The following is a 16,760-nucleotide window of genomic DNA, read 5'->3' as shown; positions in this document are numbered from 1 at the left end:
CGCCGGGCCGCTCCCTAGCCGGCCCGCCATGGCGATGTGCTTGCGGCTCGATGCCGCAAGCATCGCCGCCCCCTCGGGGGCTGAGGCCGGACACATTGCGCCCAGTGGGCGCGATGTGCCTGCCGAAGGGATGCGGCGCAAGCCGCAGCGCGGTCTGCAAGACCGGCTAGGCTGGCCCGCGTTCAGCGCGGCAAGACTGGACGAGGGGCTCATCACATCCTGAAGTTTTCGCCGAGATAGACCTTGCGCACGTCGGCGTTGGCCACGATCTCGTCGGGCGTGCCTTCGGCGAGCACGGCGCCCTCGCTGATGATGTAGGCGCGGTCGCAGATGCCCAGCGTCTCGCGGACGTTGTGGTCCGTGATCAGCACGCCGATTCCGCGCGCCTTCAGGAAGCCGATGATGCGCTGGATCTCCAGCACCGCGATGGGGTCGACGCCGGCGAAGGGCTCGTCCAGCAGGATGAAGCGCGGCTGCGTCGCCAGCGCCCGGGCGATCTCGACGCGACGGCGCTCACCGCCCGACAGCGCCGGCGCCGGGCTGTCGCGCAGGCCTTCGATGGAGAGGTCGTGCAGCAGGCTGTTCAGCAGCTCGTCGATGCGTGCCTTGGACAGGGCCTTGCCGCGTTCGTCCTGCTGCAGCTCCAGCACCGCACGGATGTTCTGCTCGACGGTCAGCTTGCGGAAGATCGACGCTTCCTGCGGCAAGTAGCTCAGGCCCAGGCGGGCGCGGGCATGGATGGGCAGGCGCTGCACCTCGGCGCCGTCGATGCGGATGACGCCGGCGTCCGAACGCACCAGCCCGACGATCATGTAAAAGCTGGTCGTCTTGCCCGCGCCATTGGGGCCGAGCAGGCCGACGACCTCGCCGCAGTCCACGCGCACATGGACATTCTTGACGACCTTGCGCACGCCATAGGTCTTGGCCAGCGCCTCGGCCTCAAGGCGGCTGCCGCATTCCGCCGCGGGGCGGCTGGTGACGGGCTCGGCCGTGGTCATGGAGATTTCGGCGGTGTGATCGTCGTGGATGGCTGCAGCGGCAGCCCTGCCGGGGGCGCCGAGGCCGGGGTGTCGGGCTGGGCGCGCGGCATCAGCACCATGCGCACGCGGCCATTCGGGTTGGGCGAGGCGCTGCCGCCTTCCAGCGCGAAGACCTCGGTGCGGCTGTCGTAGATGATGACGGCGCCCGTGACCTCCTGGGCCACCGTCGCACCGTTCATGCGGCGCACATTGGCATTGCCGATGAAGCGCACGGTCTCGGACTTGGTGTCGTATTCGAGCTGATCGGCATGGCCTTCGATGGCTTCGCCGGGCGTGTCGCGCGCCTGGCGGAAGCTGACCGGCTGGCCGGTTGCACCGCTGGCATAGGCCTGGTGGTAGCCGTCCCGGGTCTCGCGCACGTCCACCTTCTCGGCGCGCAGCATCAGCGTGCCCTTGGTGATGATGACGTTGCCGAACAGCTCGGTGCGCTGGTTGACGCTGTCGATCCGGCCTTCCTTGTCGGCCGTGAAAACCATGGGCTTGAGCCGATCGGCCTTCTCCGCCTGGGCGGCGGAGAAGGCGAGCGCCAGAGTGAGTGCAGCGGCGAGCGGGATCAGTTGGCGAGGCATGGCGGCACGGAAGTTGCAGGCCATTCTAGGGGCCGGTTGCCGTCCCCAGCCTTTCCCAGGCGGCAAGTCCGTCAGGAAACCTTGCCAGCGCGTGCCATCTTGACGAGGAAGTCCGCCACGGCCAGCGCTTGTTGGCCCTGGGCCACCTCGCTCTGGCCGGGCGTACCCGCCATGCCAGGGTCGGTGCGCCAGCGTCCGCCGATGACGAGCGTCGGCGTGCTGTCGGCGCCGCTCAGTTCGGCCAGCTTCATGCCTTGCTGCACCTTGGCCTGCACGCCGAAGGAGCTGAAGGCCTGCTTGAACTTGGCCGTGTCCACGCCCAACCGGCCGACCAGCGCGACGACGGCAGCCTCGTCATTGGCTTCGACGCCGCCACGGTGGAAGGCGCTGAAGATGCCGCCGTGCACGGCCGGCGTCAGCGCGCCCATCGCCTCGAGGGCGTAGTACATGCGCTGGTGCAGCTTGAGCACGAGCTGTGCGCCCACCGGCACGCGGCGGAAGCTCACGTCGGCCGGCAGCTGGTGCACCCAGGCCTCCAGCAGCGGGTCAAAGGTATTGCAGTGCGGGCACTTGTAGAAGAAGAACTCGATGACCTCGATCTTGCCGGGCGTGCCCGGCAGGGTCTGGCCCAGGCGCGCGTAGTGCTTGCCCTCGACCGGGCCGCCCTGGGCGAACACGGCTGGCGCGAAGCCGCCTGCGATCAGGACCGCGGTGGCTTCCCGGCGCTTCATGTTGGCACCCTTCGGCCTGCGGCCTGACCGCCTGAGCGGGAGCGAGCTGGCTTGGGGCGGCCCGGCGCGGCGCTCATGCCTTGTTCCTCACGCGCTGGATCAGAAATTCGGTGATCTGCAGCGCTTTCTGGCCGAGCTCCTCCTCGGGCAGGCGCTGGCCGGCGGCGGCCTGGCTGGGCGACGTCAGGAAGCGGCCACCGACGCCGATGCTGGGCACGCCGTCGATGTGATAGGCCTCGGACAGCTTCTCCGCCTGGGCGCACTTGGTGACGACGCCGAAGGAGTTGTAGGCGTCCTGGTACTTGGTCGGGTCGACGCCCAGTGGCGACAGGAACTTGGCCTGGCTCTTGGCATCGTCCAGGGCCAGGCCCTGCTGGTGAATGGCATTGAAGATGGCCGGGCGCGCGGCGGCTTCCTTGCCCATGGACTCCAGCGCAAAGAACATGCGCTGGTGGATCTTGACGTTGGCGCGGAAGGCCACGTGCACCTTGCGGAAGGCCACGTCGGCCGGCAACTGCTTGGCCCAGGCCTCGATGGCCGGCTCGAACACTTTGCAGTGCGGGCAGCCATACCAGAAGAACTCGATCACCTCGATCTTGCCCGGCGTCGTGGGCAGTGGCGGGTTCAGCACCAGGTACTGGCGGCCTTCAATGGGGCCGCCCTGGGCGAGGGCGTTGCCGGCAGCACCAGCGAGGGGCGCGGAGGCGAGCAGGGCGGAGAAATCGCGGCGCTTCATGGCGGCAGTCATCCTTCAGGCTGTGGTTGGGTCAGCGTTGTACACGAACGAGATTGGCCTCGAAGCCAGCCCCTTCAATCTTGCGCTGCAGGTCTTCGGCGGCCTCGCGTGTGTCCGAGGGGCCTAGGCGCACGCGGAAGACGGTGCGGCCGTTCTGCTCGCGCTCCATGACCTTGGCGGTGAAGCCCTGGATGGCCAGCTTGGCCTTCTGGGACTCGGCTTCTTCGGGGCGGGTGAAAGCGCCGGCCTGCACGAAGTAGACATAGGCGTCGGCTCCGGCGGCAGCTGTCGCGGGGGGCGCGGAGGCGGGTGCTTCGGCCTTGGCGGCTGGCTTGGCAGGCGGGGGCAGGGCTGCCGTGGCGGCGGCGCTGGCCGTCGCGGCGGCCGCACTGGCGTTCGTGCTGGGCGGCGGCGGCGGCGCAGTCGCCACCGGCGCGTTGACGACACCGCTGGCGCTGCGGGCGGCCTTGCCGGCCAGCGGCGCGTTCGGATCCCAGTTGCGGTTGCGCTCGGTTTCGGCGGCGTCCTGCTCGGCCGTGCGCTGGGGCACCTTGTTCACGAAGGGGATGGGCACCTTGGTGATGTACAGGGCCACGCCCAGCGCAACGGCCAGGCCCACCAGCAGGCCGACGATCAGCCCGAGGACGAAGCCGCCTTTCTGGTTCTTTTGGCCGGCGGGTTTCGAGACAGCAGTCATTCGTTCTCCGTGAGGGATTCGGCAGATTCAGGAATATCGCGGTTCATCTGCTCGGGCGCGCTGACGCCCAGCATGCCCAGTGCATTGGCCAGCACCTGGCGCGTCGCGGCCAGCAGCGCGACGCGGGCGCGGCTCAGCTCGGGTGCCTGGTCCAGCACCCGTTCGGCGCCGTAGTAGGAGTGGTACGCACCCGCCAGATCGCGGGCATAGAAGGCCACGTCATGCGGCGCGATGCCGGCGGCGGCACCCGCGAGCATGTCAGGGTAGGCGGCGAGCTTGAGCATCAGCGCCTCCTCGGTCGGCGCGGTCAGCAGGCTCATGTCGGCGTCGGCGATGGTGGACACGTCGCCGCCCCATTTGCGGATCACCGAGCAGATGCGCGCATGCGCGTACTGCACGTAGAACACCGGGTTCTCGTCGTTGGCCTTCAACGCCAGGTCGATGTCGAAGACGAACTCGGTGTCGGCCTTGCGGCTGATCAGGAAAAAGCGCACCGCGTCGCGGCTGGTCCAGTCGATCAGGTCGCGCAGCGTCACATAGCTGCCGGCGCGCTTGGAGATCTTGACCTCCTCGCCGCCCTTCATGACCGTGACCATCTTGTGCAGCACGTAGTCGGGGAAGCCCTGCGGGATGCCCATGTCGACCGCCTGCAGCCCGCCGCGCACGCGGGCGATGGTGCCGTGGTGGTCGGTGCCCTGGATGTTGATGCACTGCGTGTAGCCGCGCTCGAACTTGTTGATGTGGTACGCGATGTCCGGCACGAAATAGGTGAAGCCACCCTCGGACTTGCGCATCACGCGGTCCTTGTCGTCACCGTAGTCGGTCGAGCGGAACCACAGCGCGCCGCCTTCTTCATACGTCTTGCCATTGGCGACGATGCGCTCGACCGTCTTCTCCAACTGGCCGCCGGCGTAGACGCTGGTCTCCAGGAAATAGCTGTCGAACTTCAGGCCGAAGGCCTGCAGGTCCAGGTCCTGCTCGTGGCGCAGGTAGGCGACGGCGAACTGGCGGATGCTGTCCAGGTCGTTCACGTCGCCCGAGGCGGTGAACTCGCGGTCGTCGGCCTTGACCGTTTCCTTGGCGAGGAAGGCGTCGGCGATGTCCTGGATGTAGTCGCCGTTGTAGGCCGCCTCGGGCCATTCGGCGTCACCGGGCTTGAAGCCCTTCAGGCGCATCTGCGTGGAGTTGGCCAGCGTGGCGATCTGCACGCCGGCGTCGTTGTAATAGAACTCGCGGGTGACGTCGTGGCCCTGGCTCTGGAACACCGAGCACAGCGAATCACCCAGTGCCGCCTGACGGGCATGGCCCACGTGCAGCGGGCCGGTCGGGTTGGCCGACACGAACTCGATCATGACGTGCTTACCCGTGGGCGCGCGGTGGCCGAACTTCGCTCCGGCGGCCAGCACCTCACCGACGACAGCCTGCTTGGCTTCGGGCTTGAGGCGGATGTTGATGAAGCCCGGGCCGGCAATCTCCAGCGCCTGCACCCAGGTCTGGAAGGCGGGCTTGGCTTCGAGGGCGGCGATCAGTCGGGTGGCCAGTTCGCGCGGGTTGGCCTTGAGCGGCTTGGCCAGCTGCATGGCGGCCGTGCAGGCGAAGTCGCCATGGGCGGCCTGCTTGGGGGATTCGAAGGCCACGGCGGCGTTCGATCCGGGGGCAATTTCCTGGAGGGAGTCGGCGAGTGCGGCGAGCAGCGCCTGCTTGGCTTGGATCATGGGCGGGATTCTAGGAGGCAGCCCCTGAACGCATGAGCCGCCGGCGGCGCCGACTCAGCCGGCCGTCGACTCGTGACAGGCGACGCAGAGTTTGTTGCCGTCCGGGTCGCGGAAATAGGCGCCGTAGTAGTTCGCGTGGTACTGGGGCCTCAGCCCCGGGGCGCCCTCGCAGCGGCCGCCGTGGGCCAGGGCCAGCGCATGGGCCTGGTCCACCTGCGCGCGATCGGCAGCCAGCAACGCCACCATCTGGCCATTGCCGGGCACGTGCTCCTCGCCGTCGAAAGGTTTGCCGAGCAGAAACAATGGCCGTGGCCCGGGGCTGCTTTGCCATCCGGCCCAAGGTTTTTCGGGTTCGCAGAAGCGCTCGGCCACGCCCAGCAGTGCCATCAACGGGCGGTAGAACGCCAAGGCGCGCTCGAAGTCACGAGTACCGAGAAATACGTGGGAGAACAAGGGCCGGCACCTCCAGGAGCGGCCCGTATCATGCCTCGCGATGACCGCCTCTGCTGACGATCTGCCCGCCCATATCGGCCGCTACCAGGTGCTCAAGCGCCTGGGCGAGGGGGCAACCAGTGATGTCTTCCTGGCCCGCGATCCCTTCCAGGACAAGGAGGTGGCCATCAAGCGCATGCGCGCCTGGGCGCCGCCGCCCAATGCACCGGCCAGCGATTTCAGCAACCGCTTCTTCAGCGCCGAGGCGGCCCTGGCCGGGCGGCTGCACCACCCCAATGTCGTGGCCATCGTCGACGCCGTGTCCGAGGAGGCCGCGCCTTATCTCGTCATGGAGTACGTGCCCGGTGTCACGCTGAAGCACTTCTGCCGCAGCGACCGCCTGCTGCCGCTGGACCAGATCGTCGAGCTGGGTTTCAAGTGCGCGATGGCCCTGAGCTATGTCTACCGCCAGGGCGTCATCCACCGCGACGTCAAGCCGGCCAATCTGCTGGCCGTGCTGGACCAAGGCGGCCAGGTCGTCGACGTCAAGGTCAGCGATTTCGGCTCGGCGCTGAACCTGCTGGCCGATTCGACGCAGATCCACCGCGTCGGCTCGCTGGCCTATATGCCGCCCGAGCAGATCGAGGGCGGCGATGTGGACTGCCGTGCCGACATCTATGCCCTGGGCGCCGTGCTCTACCACCTGATCAGCGGCCGCCCGCCCTTCGACGCGCCGCACCAGATGGCGCTGATGCACCAGATCTACCACCAGCCGCCGCTGCCGCTGATGGGCCAGCGCCAGGGCGTCACCGAGGGGCTGGATGCCGTCGTGCTGCGCGCGCTGGCCAAGAACCCGCACGAGCGCTTCGCCGACTGGGAGAGCTTTGCCCAGGCGCTATCGGCGCTGGTGGCCAGCCAGCAGGTGCCGCTGAACCGCCTCGGCGAGGTGCGTGACTCCGAACGTTTCAACCTGTTGCGTTCGCTGGAGTTCTTTGCCGACTTCGGCGACGTGCAGCTGTGGGAAGTGGTGAGGCGCGCGCGCTGGAAGCGCTACCCCGTCGGCCATGCCCTCTTCAGGCGCGGCCAGGAGGGCAACAGCTTTCACATCATTGCCCAGGGCGAGGTCCAGGTCTTCCGCGACGGCCGGCTGGTGGCCTCGCTGGGCCAGGGCACCTCGGTGGGCGAGATGGCCTATCTCGCGCCCAACCCGGACCTGCGCCGGCACAGCGCCGACATCCGCATCAGCCAGGAGTGCACGACGATCTGCTTCACGCCGGAGTCCGTGGGTCAATTGAGCCCCGAATGCCAGCACCGCTTCGACCGCGGCTTCATCCGCGTGCTGGTGCGCCGCCTGCATGCCGCCCACGAGGCTCTGCACCATCCGCGAAGAATTCTGTGACGCCGATGAAACACGGCTTGGCAGTGTCATGGGCGCATGCTTGAATTGACTCGCCTATCCACCTCCCGAAGAAGGAGTTCCCGATGAAACGAATTGCCATCCTGCTCGCCTGTGCCGCCGTTGCCTTTGGGGCCCAGGCCACGCCGCAGCAGGACAAGATGAAGGCCTGCAATGCCGAGGCCAAGACCGGCGGCAAGAAGGGTGACGAGCGCAAGGCGTTCATGAAGGAATGCCTGTCCGGTGGCGCCGCTGCAGCATCTGCGCCCGCAGCTGCTCCTTCCAGCGCCGCCTGCGACAAGTCTGCCGCCGACAAGAAGCTGCATGGCGCCGCAGCCAAGAGCCACATCAAGAAGTGCATGGCCGACGCCGCCTCGGCGCCCAAGTGACTGGCTGACAAGCCCTGTAGGACGAGAGCCACCTTCGGGTGGCTCTTTGCTTTGTACGCTAGGACAAGTCCCACGCCTCATCGGCCCCTGGGCTGGTTCCGGCGCCGGCGGCTGGCGACGAAAGTTGACTCACCTGATCACCTCCCTCAAGGAGCAGACCATGAACAGCTTTGCAACGTTTTCCAGCCCGAATGGCGCCTATTGGCGCGTGACGGTCCTGTCCCTCGCCGCAGCCGCGACGCTGGCCCTGACGGCCTGTGCGGGCATGTCATCCCGTGAGACCAGCACCATCGTTGGCGCCACGGCGGGCGCCGTCGTCGGCGGCGCGGTGACCGGCACAACCACCGGTGCCGCCATCGGCGCGGCGGCCGGCGGCGTCGTCGGCAATGAAGTGTCGAAGAAGAGAAACCGCTGAGGAATGAAGAAGGCCGGCGCGAGCCGGCCTTTCCTGGATGCGCCGAGGATGCGCCAAGGCAAGTCTCAGAACTTGTAGCGCGCCTCCAGGTAGTACTGGCGGCCTGACGCGTCGACCTTCTGCTGCTCCGCCTCGCTATAGCGATAGGTGGCGCGGACCGGGTTGGTCAGGTTGGTGGCGCTGAACGAGATCTGCAATTCCGGTGTGACGTTGTAGTTGGCCGAGAAGGCCACGTTGGACACCGGTGCCGCGATCGTCGGCGCGGAAGGCATCAGCACACCACCGATGGTCGAATTGCCCTGGCTGTTGGCCGTCGGGGACGGTGCCGTGGTGCTCGACACGTACTTGCCGCGGTAGTTGTAGACCAGGCGAGCGCTGAACACGTCGTTTTCCCAGTACCCGCCCACATTGCCGGCAATCTTGGAAGCGCCGGTCATCGGGCGGCCGTCTTCGACGCGCGTCTCGGTGTAGCTGGCGTTGGACTGAAAGCCGAAGCCCCAGGCGATCGGCTGTTCCCATGACAGCTCGAGGCCGCGGATGCGGGCCTTCTGCTGCGTTGAGCTGTTGATCAGGTAGGTGCGGTACTGGTTGGTCGTGCCGTCGTACAGCTCGACGGTCTGGCCCGACGACGTGCCTCCGGTCTTGGCGTAGCCGTCGATCAGCGAACTGAAGCCGGAGAGCGCCAGCATGGCGCGCTTGTCGTAATACCAGGCCACCGAGATGTCCAGGTTGCGTGAGCTCATCGGCGTCAGGTTCGGGTTCGGGCCGGTCACCGTGCAGCCCTGCGAGTTGCAGGCTTGGGCTGAATAGGTAGCGCCGTAGAGGTTGTAGTTCTGGCGGCCGATGGTCTTGGACAGGCCCAGGCGGCCGACCAGGCCCGTGGCGAACTCATAGCGCAGGTTCAGGCTCGGCAGGATGTCGTCGAATGTGCGCCGGGTGCTCTCCTTTCGGTAGATCACGCCCGTGGCACCGTTGAAGGGCACGTTGTCGTAGTAGGGCTGGCCTTCGCTGACGTCGAGGATGGCGTCCGGGTAGGCGGCGCAGGGCACATAGGGCTTGCCCGGCTCGATGCGCAGGCAGGCGCCTGCCGGAATCGGCACGGGGGTGCGGGAGGTGACGGTCGTGCGCACCAGGCGCAGGCCGACATTGCCGGACCACTTCTCGCCTTCCAAGTTCTGCATCAGGTAGGCCGCGCTCTGCACTTCGCGCAGGTCGATGGAGCCGGAGATGCGGCGCTCCCATTGAGAGTTGGTTTGCTTGGCCAGGTCGCCGAAGAGGCTGGTCAGCGTGTCCCGCGAGAAATAGAAGCCGGAGTTGTCGAAGTTGCCGCCGAGGTACTGGCCGAAGTCGCCGGGGTAGGGCACGGCCAGGGCCGGGTCAGGCGCGTTGGCTGCCACGAAAGCGGACTTCAAGGCCACGGTCGACAGGCCGTATTGGCGGCGGTGATCGGCGTTGCGAAAGCCGAAGTTCATCGAGCTGAAGATGCCGCTGTCCTGCGTGTACTCGCCGTCGATGGCGAAGCTCTTCTCGCTGTCGATGGTGTGGTAGCGGTTCAGGCCGCTGCGGCCGGTCAGGCGGTAGCCGGGCGTGCCGGCGGCCGCGCTGCTGGCCAGGGGCGTGGTGCCGCTGCCGGCGTTGATCCAGCTGAAGTCCGGCGCCTTCTCCAGGTCGGTGATGTCGTACTTGATGCCCTGGCCGTAGCGCGAGTAGGTCAGGCCGCGGTCCATGTCGGTGTGGCCGACGCCCTTGGTTGTGCTCAGCAGGCCCTTGAGGGTCAGCTTGTCATTGACGACCCACTTGCCATCCAGGTCCAGGAAGCCGGAGCTGGCGTACGCGCCGCTGCGGTAGAAGCCTTCGGAGTCGCCGGCGTACTGGGCCGGCAGGCCGTTCGCGTAAGAGATTTCCGCGGACTTGAGCACGCGCAGCTTGTGGCCGTAGATGGTCTCCTCTTCGACGATCACCGGGTTTTTTATGGAGGCATAGACACGCTGGCCGTTGACGTTGGTGGCCGTGGTGCCGCCCAGCGGGCCGGACTGGCCGGCCAGCATCTGGTAAATGGCGCCCATGGTCGCGCGGCCGAAGTTGGCTGCGTTCATCTTGGAGTAGAAGCCGGTCAGGCCGACTTCGGTATTGCTGGTGGGCTTGAGCTGGCCGGAGAACATGCCGCCCTTGCGGTCACGCACACCTTCCACGAATTCGGTGGACATCGAGCCGGGCAGGCGCACGCCGTTCAAGTCCGCTGCCTTGTAGGGTGTGCCTGCCAGCGAGGCGTCGGTGATGCCCAGCATGGTGGCCGTGTTGATCTGGTCCCAGCCGGAGTTGGCGCCGTAGGCGAAGCGCGAGGCGGTGTCGCGGCGGATGTAGCGCTTCTCGGCGAAGACCTGGCCGATGAAGCCCAGCGTGCTGTCCTCGTTCTTCCAGTTCAGGCTGGCGTTGAGCTGCGGGCTGGTCTTGCCGGGCAGGTCGGCGTACACGGCGCCGGCGCTGACCACGCCGCTGAAGCCCTTCGGATTGTCCAGGGGTTTGCGGGTCGTCACATTGATGGTGCCGGCCAAGCCGCCGTCCAGGATATTGGCCTGCGAGGTCTTGTAGACGGTGGCCGAGTTCAGCACCGACGAGGGCATCAGCGACAGGCTGGTGGAGCGGCTGCTGGAGGCCTGGTCGGACAGGTACCAGTCACCGCCAGAGACGGTGTGGCCGTTGAACAGGATCAGCGACATGTCGGGGTTGGTGCCGCGCATGGCGACCTTCTCGGCCTCGTCGTAGTCCGTGCGCACCGCCACGCCGACGACGCGCTGCAGCGAGTCGGCCAGGTTCTTGTCGGGCATCTTGCCCACGTCCACGGCCGTGATGACGTCCACGTTGGCCGAGGCGTTGCGCTTGGCGTCCAGCGAGCTTTCCAGCGAGGCGCGGATGCCCGTGATGACGACCTTCTCCAGCGCCTGCGCGTCGGCCTTGGCCTTGGCGCTGTCCGGGGCGTTGGCCTGCTGGGCCAGGGCTGCGCCCTGCAGGCTCATCAGCAGGGCGGCGAAGCCACAGGTGATGGGAGTGGGCTGGAATCTCATGGTGTTGTCCTTGCGTTGCCGAATGCAAAGATTCTTGCGACGCAAGTCACACCCCATCAGGGGCCAAGCCCGCGAAGTCGGCACCGGAGCAACACTCCGCGCATCACGGAATGACGGCGGGGCATGTACGGCGGTTATGCCCGCCGCGCCTCACCTGCGAGTCACGTCAAACGACGTGGCAGGCGACGCGCCGCCCGTCCACCTCGCGCAGCAGCGGCACCTCTTCGCTGCAGCGCGGCACGGCCAGCGGGCAACGCTTGTGGAAGCTGCAGCCGCTCGGCGGATTCAGCGGGCTGGGCAGCTCGCCATGGATGACGATGCGCTCGCGCCGGTCCGCCTTGCGCAGCGCCGGTGTCGCGCTCATCAGCGCCCGCGTGTAGGGGTGCAGCGGCGACGCGAACAGGCGCTTCTTCTCGCCGATCTCCACGGCCGTGCCGAGGTACATCACCATGACCTCGTCGGCCACATGCTCGACGACGCTGAGGTTGTGCGAGATGAACACATAGCCCGTGCCGAACTCGTCCTGCAGGTCCATGAAGAGGTTCAGGATCTGGGCCTGGATGGACACGTCCAGCGCGCTGACCGGCTCGTCGGCGACGACGATGCCGGGGTTCAGGATCATGGCCCGGGCGATGGCGATGCGCTGGCGCTGGCCGCCCGAGAACATGTGCGGGTAACGGCGCAGGTGCTCGGGCCGCAGGCCCACCTTGGCCGCCAGCGCCGCCACGCGCTCGCGCCGCTCCAGTGCCGTCATCGGCGTATTGATCAGCAGCGGTTCGGCCAGCGTGGTCTCGACGGTCTTGCGCGGGTTCAGCGACGCGAAGGGGTTCTGGAACACCATCTGCACCTGGCGGCGCAACGACTTCAGCGTGGCCTTGTCGGCCGTCGCGGCATCGGTGCCGCTGATCTTCAAGGCGCCGCGCGTCGGGTGCTCGATCAGCGTCAGCTGGCGCGCCAGCGTGCTCTTGCCGCAGCCCGATTCGCCGACGACGGCCAGCGTCTTCTTGGGCGCGAGCGTGAAGCTGACACCGTTGAGCGCCTTCACCGTGGCCTTGGGGCTAAAGAGGCCGCGGCTGACGCTGTAGTGCCGGGCGAGGTCGGCCGCTTCGAGGAGGAGCTCAGACATGGGCGTGCTCCTCGACGGGGAAGAAGCAGCGCACACCGTTCTCCAGCGCCGGCCGCTCGGCCACGCAGCGCGGCTGCACGCGCGGGCAGCGCGGCGACAGCAGGCAGCCCTTGGGCCTGTCCAGCGCGCCGGGCACGATGCCGGGCAGGGCTGACAGGCGCGTCGCGCCCTTGTTGTGTTCGGGAATGGCTGCGAGCAACGCATTCGTGTACGGGTGGCGTGGCGCGTCGAACAGCTCCGGTACGGGCCCGGTCTCGACGATCTGGCCGGCGTACATGACGGCAATGCGCTGCGCCATCTCGGCCACTATGGCGAGGTCGTGCGTGATCATGATCAGGCCCATGCCCTGCTCGCGCTGCAGCTTCAACAGCAGGGCCATGATCTGGGCCTGGATGGTCACGTCCAGCGCGGTGGTCGGCTCGTCGGCGATCAAGAGCTTGGGGCCGCAGGCGATCGCCATTGCAATCATCACGCGCTGGTTCATGCCGCCCGACAGCTGGTGCGGGTAGGCCCTGGCGCGGCTGGCCGCGTCGGGGATCTCGACCAGCTCCAGCAGCTCGATGACCCGCTGCTTCGCCGCCGCGCCACGCAGGCCCAGATGCGCCTTCAGCACCTCGGCGATCTGCGCGCCGACCGTGTAGCTCGGGTTGAGGCTGCTCAGCGCGTCCTGGAACACCATAGCCACGTCGCGGCCGATCAGCGCGCGGCGCTCGGCGGCATTGAGCTTCAGCAGGTCGCGACCCTGGAACTCCAGCGCGTCCGCCGTGACCTTGCCGGGCGCGTCGATGAGGCCCATCAGCGCCAGCATGGTGACTGACTTGCCCGAGCCCGATTCGCCGACGATGCCGAGCAGCTCGCCCGCGTCCAGCGTCAGGTCCACGCCGTCGACGGCGGGGAAGTTGCCGAACTGGACGCGGAGGTTCTTGATTTGGAGGAGGCTCATCGGTGGTTTGGGTTGATGGCCAGGCCCAGCGGGGAGTTCGCCCCCGCGGGCGAGTCACTTTCTTGGGCGCCCAAGAAAGTAACCAAAGAAACCGCCCCCGATCCGCCCGCCCTGCGCTGCGCTTCGGGTTCCCTGCGGTACTCAGGCCTTGAGGCCCCGCGCAAAACTCCCTTCGCTACGCTACGGTCAAACAGTTGCGCGGAGTCAGTCCACGAAGTGCGCTGCGCGCACGGCCTCAAGGCCTTCCGTTCCTCGGCAGGCTCAGAGGGGGGAAGAGGAATACCTCGTTGCGAACGGCTTTGGGGCTTGGCTGTTGGCTGTCCGGCTGTTCCTGGAGCCTCCCCTTCTAAACCGCCGAGAAGCGCAGAAGCCCGGGGCGCGAGCGCAGCGAGCCTCAAGCTCTGACTTCGCGCCCCTTTGTCTGAACGGAGCGTAGCGAAGTGAGTTGGGCGCGGCCCCGGGCTTCGAGCATCGCAGGGCACCCCGACAGGGGCGGTTTTGCAGGGGAGAGCTTTTTGCCTACTTTTTGGCGGCGCAAAAAGTAGGTCGCCCGCCGGGGCGAAATCCCGGCTGGGCGTAGGCATCAACACATCGTTTCCGCGCCAGCCCATCACGCCACCTTCTTCAACTTCGGGTCCAGCGCATCGCGCAGCCCGTCGCCCATCAGGTTGATGGCCAGCACCGACACAAGGATGGTCAGGCCCGGCAGCGTGACGACCCAAGGCGCGCGGGTGATGTAGTCCCGCGCGGACGACAGCATCGTGCCCCACTCCGGCGTTGGCGCCTGCACGCCCAGCCCCAAGAAGCCCAGGCCGGCGGTTTCGAGGATGGCCGACGAGAAGCTCAGCGTCGCATTGACGATCAGCGGCGCCATGCAGTTGGGCAGCACGGTGATGAACATCAGCCGCCACACATGGGCGCCCGCCACGCGGCTGGCCGTCACATAGTCGCGCCCGATCTCGCCCAGGGCCGCGGCGCGCGTCAGCCGCACATAGCCCGGCAGCGCACCGATGGCGATGGCGATGACGGTGTTGACCAGGCCGGGGCCGAGGATGGTGATGACGCAGATGGCCAGCAGCAGGGCCGGCAGAGCCAGCACGATGTCCATCACGCGCATGATGGCGGGAGACAGCCAGCGCTGGAAGAAGGCCGCGAGCAGGCCCAGCAGCACGCCGGGCATGAGGGACATGAGGACGGCGGCGAGGCCGATGCCCAGCGACACCCGGCCGCCATGCAGCAGCCGGCTCAGCATGTCGCGGCCCAGCTCGTCGGTGCCCAGCAGGAAGCGCGAGTTGCCGCCTTCGGCCCAGACGGGCGGCGTCAGCATGAAATCGCGGTATTGCTCTATGGGGTCGTGGGGGGCGATCAGCGGCGCGAACAGCGAGGCGAGCGCGATGACCGCGAAGACGATCAAGGCGATCAGGGCGCCGCGGTTGGCGGCAAAGCCCAGCCAGAACTCGCGCAGCGGGCCGGGCGGCTCGATGGGTCTTTCAAGCACGGCGCTCATCAGTGACCTCCGCCCCGAATCCGCGGATTCACCACGCCATACAGCACATCGACGATCAGGTTCACGCCGATGAAGGTCAGGGCGGAGATCAGGATGCCGGCCTGCACGACGGGGTAATCGCGCCGGCCGATGGAGTCGATCAGCCATTTGCCGATGCCGGGCCACGAGAAGATGGTTTCGGTCAGCACGGCGCCGGCGAGCAGGCTGCCGGTCTGCAGGCCGACGACCGTCAGCACCGGGATCAGCGCATTGCGCAGCGCATGCACGACGACGACGCGGGTGGGCGACAGGCCCTTGGCGCGCGCCGTGCGCACATAGTCCTCGCGCAGCACTTCCAGCATGGACGAGCGCGTCATGCGCGCCACGACGGCCAGCGTGCTGGTGCCCAGCACCAGGGCCGGCAGGATCAGGTGCATCAGCGCGGATTTGAAGGCGCCTTCCTCGCTGCTCAGCCACGAATCGATCAGCATGAAGCCGGTCACACGCTCGGGGTCGAACTCGATGCCGATGCGGCCCGACACCGGCGTCCAGCCGAGGTTGACCGAGAAGAACATGATGAGGATCAGCCCCCACCAGAACACTGGCATCGAATAGCCGATGGTGGCAGTGCCCATGACGCCCTGGTCCAGCAGCGAGCCCCGCTTGAGCCCCGCGCTGACGCCCAGCAGCAGCCCGAAGCCCACGGCAAAGATCAGCGCCGCCGTGGCCAGCTCGACGGTCGCCGGGAACAGCGCTGCGAACTCCTTGCTGACCGGCTCGCGGCTGACCAGGCTCTGGCCCAGGTCGCCGTGCAGCAGCTTGCCGACATAGTCCGCGTACTGCACCGGCAGCGGCTGGTCCAGGCCCATGCGCTTGACCAGGGCCGCGTGCGTCTCCGGGTCCAGGCGGCGCTCGCCCATCATGACCTCGATGGGGTCACCGGGCACGAGGCGGATCAGGCCGAAGGCGACGATGGTGATGCCGATCAGCGTCGGTACCAGCGTGGCCAGGCGTTTGAGCAGGAAGGCGAGCATTACCAACGCGACGTGTAGGGGCGCGTCTCGGTGTTGGTCGCACCCGCCACGCGCATGGCGCTGGGCGTGGACGCCACCTCGATCAGCGCGGCCGTCTCGGCGTCGGGCGTGCCGGAGATATCGCGTGGCCGGTACTTCATCTGGAAGGTGGCAATGACCTCCTTGGTCATCACGTCCAGCTGGCCCGAGCGCGACACGTTGTAGCCGATGCGCGCCAGCCGCTCCTGCAGCCAGGCCACGTCGCGCGGCGCCACCTCGTGCTCCAGCATCTTCACCGTCACCAGCGGCCCGTCCGGCCAAGGGATCAGCCCGGCGTCGGCGAGCTGCTTCCAGGGGAACTGCGGGCCGGGGTCCTGCTTGCGCCCCGGGGCGATGTCGGCGTGGCCGATGATGCGCTCCGGCTTGACGTTATGGCGCTTCTGGATGTCGCGCACCAGGGCGATGACTTCGTCCACCTGGGCCTGCGGGAAGGGCGCGTAGACGCGGCCGCCGGGGCCGTCCACATAGCCGGCGTTGACGATCTCGATGCCGATGGAGGCCGAGTTCAGGTTGGTGTTGCCCGCCCAGTAGCTGGCGCCGGCATGCCAGGAGCGGCGGTTTTCGTCCACCAGCGCGTAGCTGGCCACCGGGTTGTCGCGCACCAGGTAGTGGGCCGACACCTGGCCGCCGGTCGTCAGCACCTTCAGCGACTTCTCCCAGTCCAGCACGGTGTAGTGCAGCACGATGTAGAGGGCGCGGCTGTCCTGGTTCTGCGAGGTGTAGCTGCGGTCGATGTTGGGTGCACGCACCGTGGCGGCAGGGCCTGCGGCCATGGAGGGTGCAGCAGGCGCCGAGGGCGTGGCGGGGGGCGTCGGCACGCTGGCGCAGGCGCTGAGCAGCAGGGCCAGGGTGGCGGCAACGAGGGAGGTGGACTTCATGCGTGAGAGGGCGTGGCCAGACCCGGATTGTTGCAGCGCACTCGACACGGTGGCCCCGGGGCCAGCCCG

16 protein-coding genes are annotated in these 16,760 nt (G+C 67.6%); 3 read left to right on the top strand and 13 right to left on the bottom strand.

The features are described from left to right. Positions 1 to 212 precede the first annotated feature (212 nt). The 7 genes from lptB to ACXJLH_RS11370 form a co-directional block, all read right to left on the bottom strand. Complete coding sequence (gene lptB, locus ACXJLH_RS11400) at positions 213 to 998, bottom strand: LPS export ABC transporter ATP-binding protein (protein ID WP_056200473.1); 786 nt, start codon at positions 996 to 998, stop codon at positions 213 to 215. Further along, the gene (gene lptA, locus ACXJLH_RS11395; RefSeq protein WP_162247822.1) at positions 995 to 1,609 is read right to left on the bottom strand and encodes a lipopolysaccharide transport periplasmic protein LptA; all 615 of its coding nucleotides are present in this window, start codon (positions 1,607 to 1,609) and stop codon (positions 995 to 997) included. The genes lptB and lptA overlap by 4 nt, the downstream gene beginning before the upstream one ends. Before the next feature lie 71 nt (positions 1,610 to 1,680). Next, positions 1,681 to 2,340, bottom strand: coding sequence for a thiol:disulfide interchange protein DsbA/DsbL (locus ACXJLH_RS11390; protein ID WP_457444137.1), 660 nt, complete (start codon positions 2,338 to 2,340; stop codon positions 1,681 to 1,683). A gap of 73 nt (positions 2,341 to 2,413) precedes the next feature. After that, a complete protein-coding gene (locus tag ACXJLH_RS11385) occupies positions 2,414 to 3,076 on the bottom strand; it encodes a thiol:disulfide interchange protein DsbA/DsbL (protein ID WP_457444135.1) in 663 nt (220 codons plus the stop codon). Between the two features lie 31 nt (positions 3,077 to 3,107). Next, on the bottom strand, positions 3,108 to 3,773 hold the full coding sequence (locus tag ACXJLH_RS11380; RefSeq protein ID WP_457356340.1) for an SPOR domain-containing protein: 666 nt from the start codon (positions 3,771 to 3,773) through the stop codon (positions 3,108 to 3,110). Then, a complete protein-coding gene (gene argS, locus ACXJLH_RS11375; RefSeq protein WP_457444133.1) occupies positions 3,770 to 5,488 on the bottom strand; it encodes an arginine--tRNA ligase in 1,719 nt (572 codons plus the stop codon). Before argS ends, ACXJLH_RS11380 begins: the two co-directional genes overlap by 4 nt. 54 nt (positions 5,489 to 5,542) lie before the next feature. Continuing rightward, complete coding sequence (locus ACXJLH_RS11370) at positions 5,543 to 5,941, bottom strand: VOC family protein (RefSeq protein WP_056200455.1); 399 nt, start codon at positions 5,939 to 5,941, stop codon at positions 5,543 to 5,545. 40 nt (positions 5,942 to 5,981) lie between these two features. On the opposite strand from ACXJLH_RS11370, the gene ACXJLH_RS11365 reads away from it, so the two are divergent. The 3 genes from ACXJLH_RS11365 (at position 5,982) to ACXJLH_RS11355 (ending at position 8,120) form a co-directional block, all read left to right on the top strand. After that, on the top strand, positions 5,982 to 7,319 hold the full coding sequence (locus ACXJLH_RS11365; protein ID WP_457444132.1) for a serine/threonine-protein kinase: 1,338 nt from the start codon (positions 5,982 to 5,984) through the stop codon (positions 7,317 to 7,319). An 83-nt stretch (positions 7,320 to 7,402) separates the two neighbouring features. Beyond that, complete coding sequence (locus tag ACXJLH_RS11360) at positions 7,403 to 7,705, top strand: PsiF family protein (RefSeq protein ID WP_056200449.1); 303 nt, start codon at positions 7,403 to 7,405, stop codon at positions 7,703 to 7,705. A 160-nt stretch (positions 7,706 to 7,865) separates the two neighbouring features. After that, positions 7,866 to 8,120, top strand: coding sequence for a YMGG-like glycine zipper-containing protein (locus ACXJLH_RS11355; RefSeq protein WP_056201292.1), 255 nt, complete (start codon positions 7,866 to 7,868; stop codon positions 8,118 to 8,120). Positions 8,121 to 8,185: 65 nt separating this feature from the next. On the opposite strand, the gene ACXJLH_RS11350 is transcribed toward ACXJLH_RS11355, so the two are convergent. From ACXJLH_RS11350 to ACXJLH_RS11325, 6 genes are all read right to left on the bottom strand, one after another. Further along, a complete protein-coding gene (locus ACXJLH_RS11350; RefSeq protein WP_457356344.1) occupies positions 8,186 to 11,185 on the bottom strand; it encodes a TonB-dependent receptor in 3,000 nt (999 codons plus the stop codon). Positions 11,186 to 11,351: 166 nt separating this feature from the next. After that, the gene (locus ACXJLH_RS11345; protein ID WP_457444130.1) at positions 11,352 to 12,311 is read right to left on the bottom strand and encodes a peptide ABC transporter ATP-binding protein; all 960 of its coding nucleotides are present in this window, start codon (positions 12,309 to 12,311) and stop codon (positions 11,352 to 11,354) included. Continuing rightward, the gene (locus ACXJLH_RS11340) at positions 12,304 to 13,254 is read right to left on the bottom strand and encodes an ABC transporter ATP-binding protein (RefSeq protein ID WP_457444128.1); all 951 of its coding nucleotides are present in this window, start codon (positions 13,252 to 13,254) and stop codon (positions 12,304 to 12,306) included. The genes ACXJLH_RS11345 and ACXJLH_RS11340 overlap by 8 nt, the downstream gene beginning before the upstream one ends. 610 nt (positions 13,255 to 13,864) lie before the next feature. Further along, the gene (locus tag ACXJLH_RS11335) at positions 13,865 to 14,761 is read right to left on the bottom strand and encodes an ABC transporter permease subunit (protein ID WP_457444126.1); all 897 of its coding nucleotides are present in this window, start codon (positions 14,759 to 14,761) and stop codon (positions 13,865 to 13,867) included. Continuing rightward, a complete protein-coding gene (locus tag ACXJLH_RS11330) occupies positions 14,761 to 15,774 on the bottom strand; it encodes an ABC transporter permease (protein ID WP_457444124.1) in 1,014 nt (337 codons plus the stop codon). The genes ACXJLH_RS11335 and ACXJLH_RS11330 overlap by 1 nt, the downstream gene beginning before the upstream one ends. Further along, positions 15,774 to 16,691 (bottom strand): N-acetylmuramoyl-L-alanine amidase, encoded by a 918-nt coding sequence (locus ACXJLH_RS11325; protein WP_457444122.1) that lies wholly within the window; start codon positions 16,689 to 16,691, stop codon positions 15,774 to 15,776. Before ACXJLH_RS11325 ends, ACXJLH_RS11330 begins: the two co-directional genes overlap by 1 nt. Between the last annotated feature and the right edge of the window lie 69 nt (positions 16,692 to 16,760).

It is taken from the genome of Roseateles sp. P5_E4 (assembly GCF_054049255.1).
This window is presented reverse-complemented; position numbering and strand designations above follow the sequence as displayed.

Excerpts from the sequence above, each read along its gene's own strand:
- ACXJLH_RS11355 (WP_056201292.1), top strand. The coding sequence starts at position 7,866 with ATGAACAGCTTTGCAACGTTTTCCAGCCCGAATGGCGCCTATTGGCGC.
- ACXJLH_RS11325 (WP_457444122.1), bottom strand. The coding sequence starts at position 16,691 with ATGAAGTCCACCTCCCTCGTTGCCGCCACCCTGGCCCTGCTGCTCAGC.
- ACXJLH_RS11365 (WP_457444132.1), top strand. The coding sequence starts at position 5,982 with ATGACCGCCTCTGCTGACGATCTGCCCGCCCATATCGGCCGCTACCAG.
- lptB (WP_056200473.1), bottom strand. The coding sequence starts at position 998 with ATGACCACGGCCGAGCCCGTCACCAGCCGCCCCGCGGCGGAATGCGGC.
- ACXJLH_RS11350 (WP_457356344.1), bottom strand. The coding sequence starts at position 11,185 with ATGAGATTCCAGCCCACTCCCATCACCTGTGGCTTCGCCGCCCTGCTG.
- lptA (WP_162247822.1), bottom strand. The coding sequence starts at position 1,609 with ATGCCTCGCCAACTGATCCCGCTCGCCGCTGCACTCACTCTGGCGCTC.
- argS (WP_457444133.1), bottom strand. The coding sequence starts at position 5,488 with ATGATCCAAGCCAAGCAGGCGCTGCTCGCCGCACTCGCCGACTCCCTC.
- ACXJLH_RS11345 (WP_457444130.1), bottom strand. The coding sequence starts at position 12,311 with ATGTCTGAGCTCCTCCTCGAAGCGGCCGACCTCGCCCGGCACTACAGC.
- ACXJLH_RS11335 (WP_457444126.1), bottom strand. The coding sequence starts at position 14,761 with ATGAGCGCCGTGCTTGAAAGACCCATCGAGCCGCCCGGCCCGCTGCGC.
- ACXJLH_RS11330 (WP_457444124.1), bottom strand. The coding sequence starts at position 15,774 with ATGCTCGCCTTCCTGCTCAAACGCCTGGCCACGCTGGTACCGACGCTG.
- ACXJLH_RS11360 (WP_056200449.1), top strand. The coding sequence starts at position 7,403 with ATGAAACGAATTGCCATCCTGCTCGCCTGTGCCGCCGTTGCCTTTGGG.
- ACXJLH_RS11390 (WP_457444137.1), bottom strand. The coding sequence starts at position 2,340 with ATGAAGCGCCGGGAAGCCACCGCGGTCCTGATCGCAGGCGGCTTCGCG.
- ACXJLH_RS11340 (WP_457444128.1), bottom strand. The coding sequence starts at position 13,254 with ATGAGCCTCCTCCAAATCAAGAACCTCCGCGTCCAGTTCGGCAACTTC.
- ACXJLH_RS11380 (WP_457356340.1), bottom strand. The coding sequence starts at position 3,773 with ATGACTGCTGTCTCGAAACCCGCCGGCCAAAAGAACCAGAAAGGCGGC.
- ACXJLH_RS11385 (WP_457444135.1), bottom strand. The coding sequence starts at position 3,076 with ATGAAGCGCCGCGATTTCTCCGCCCTGCTCGCCTCCGCGCCCCTCGCT.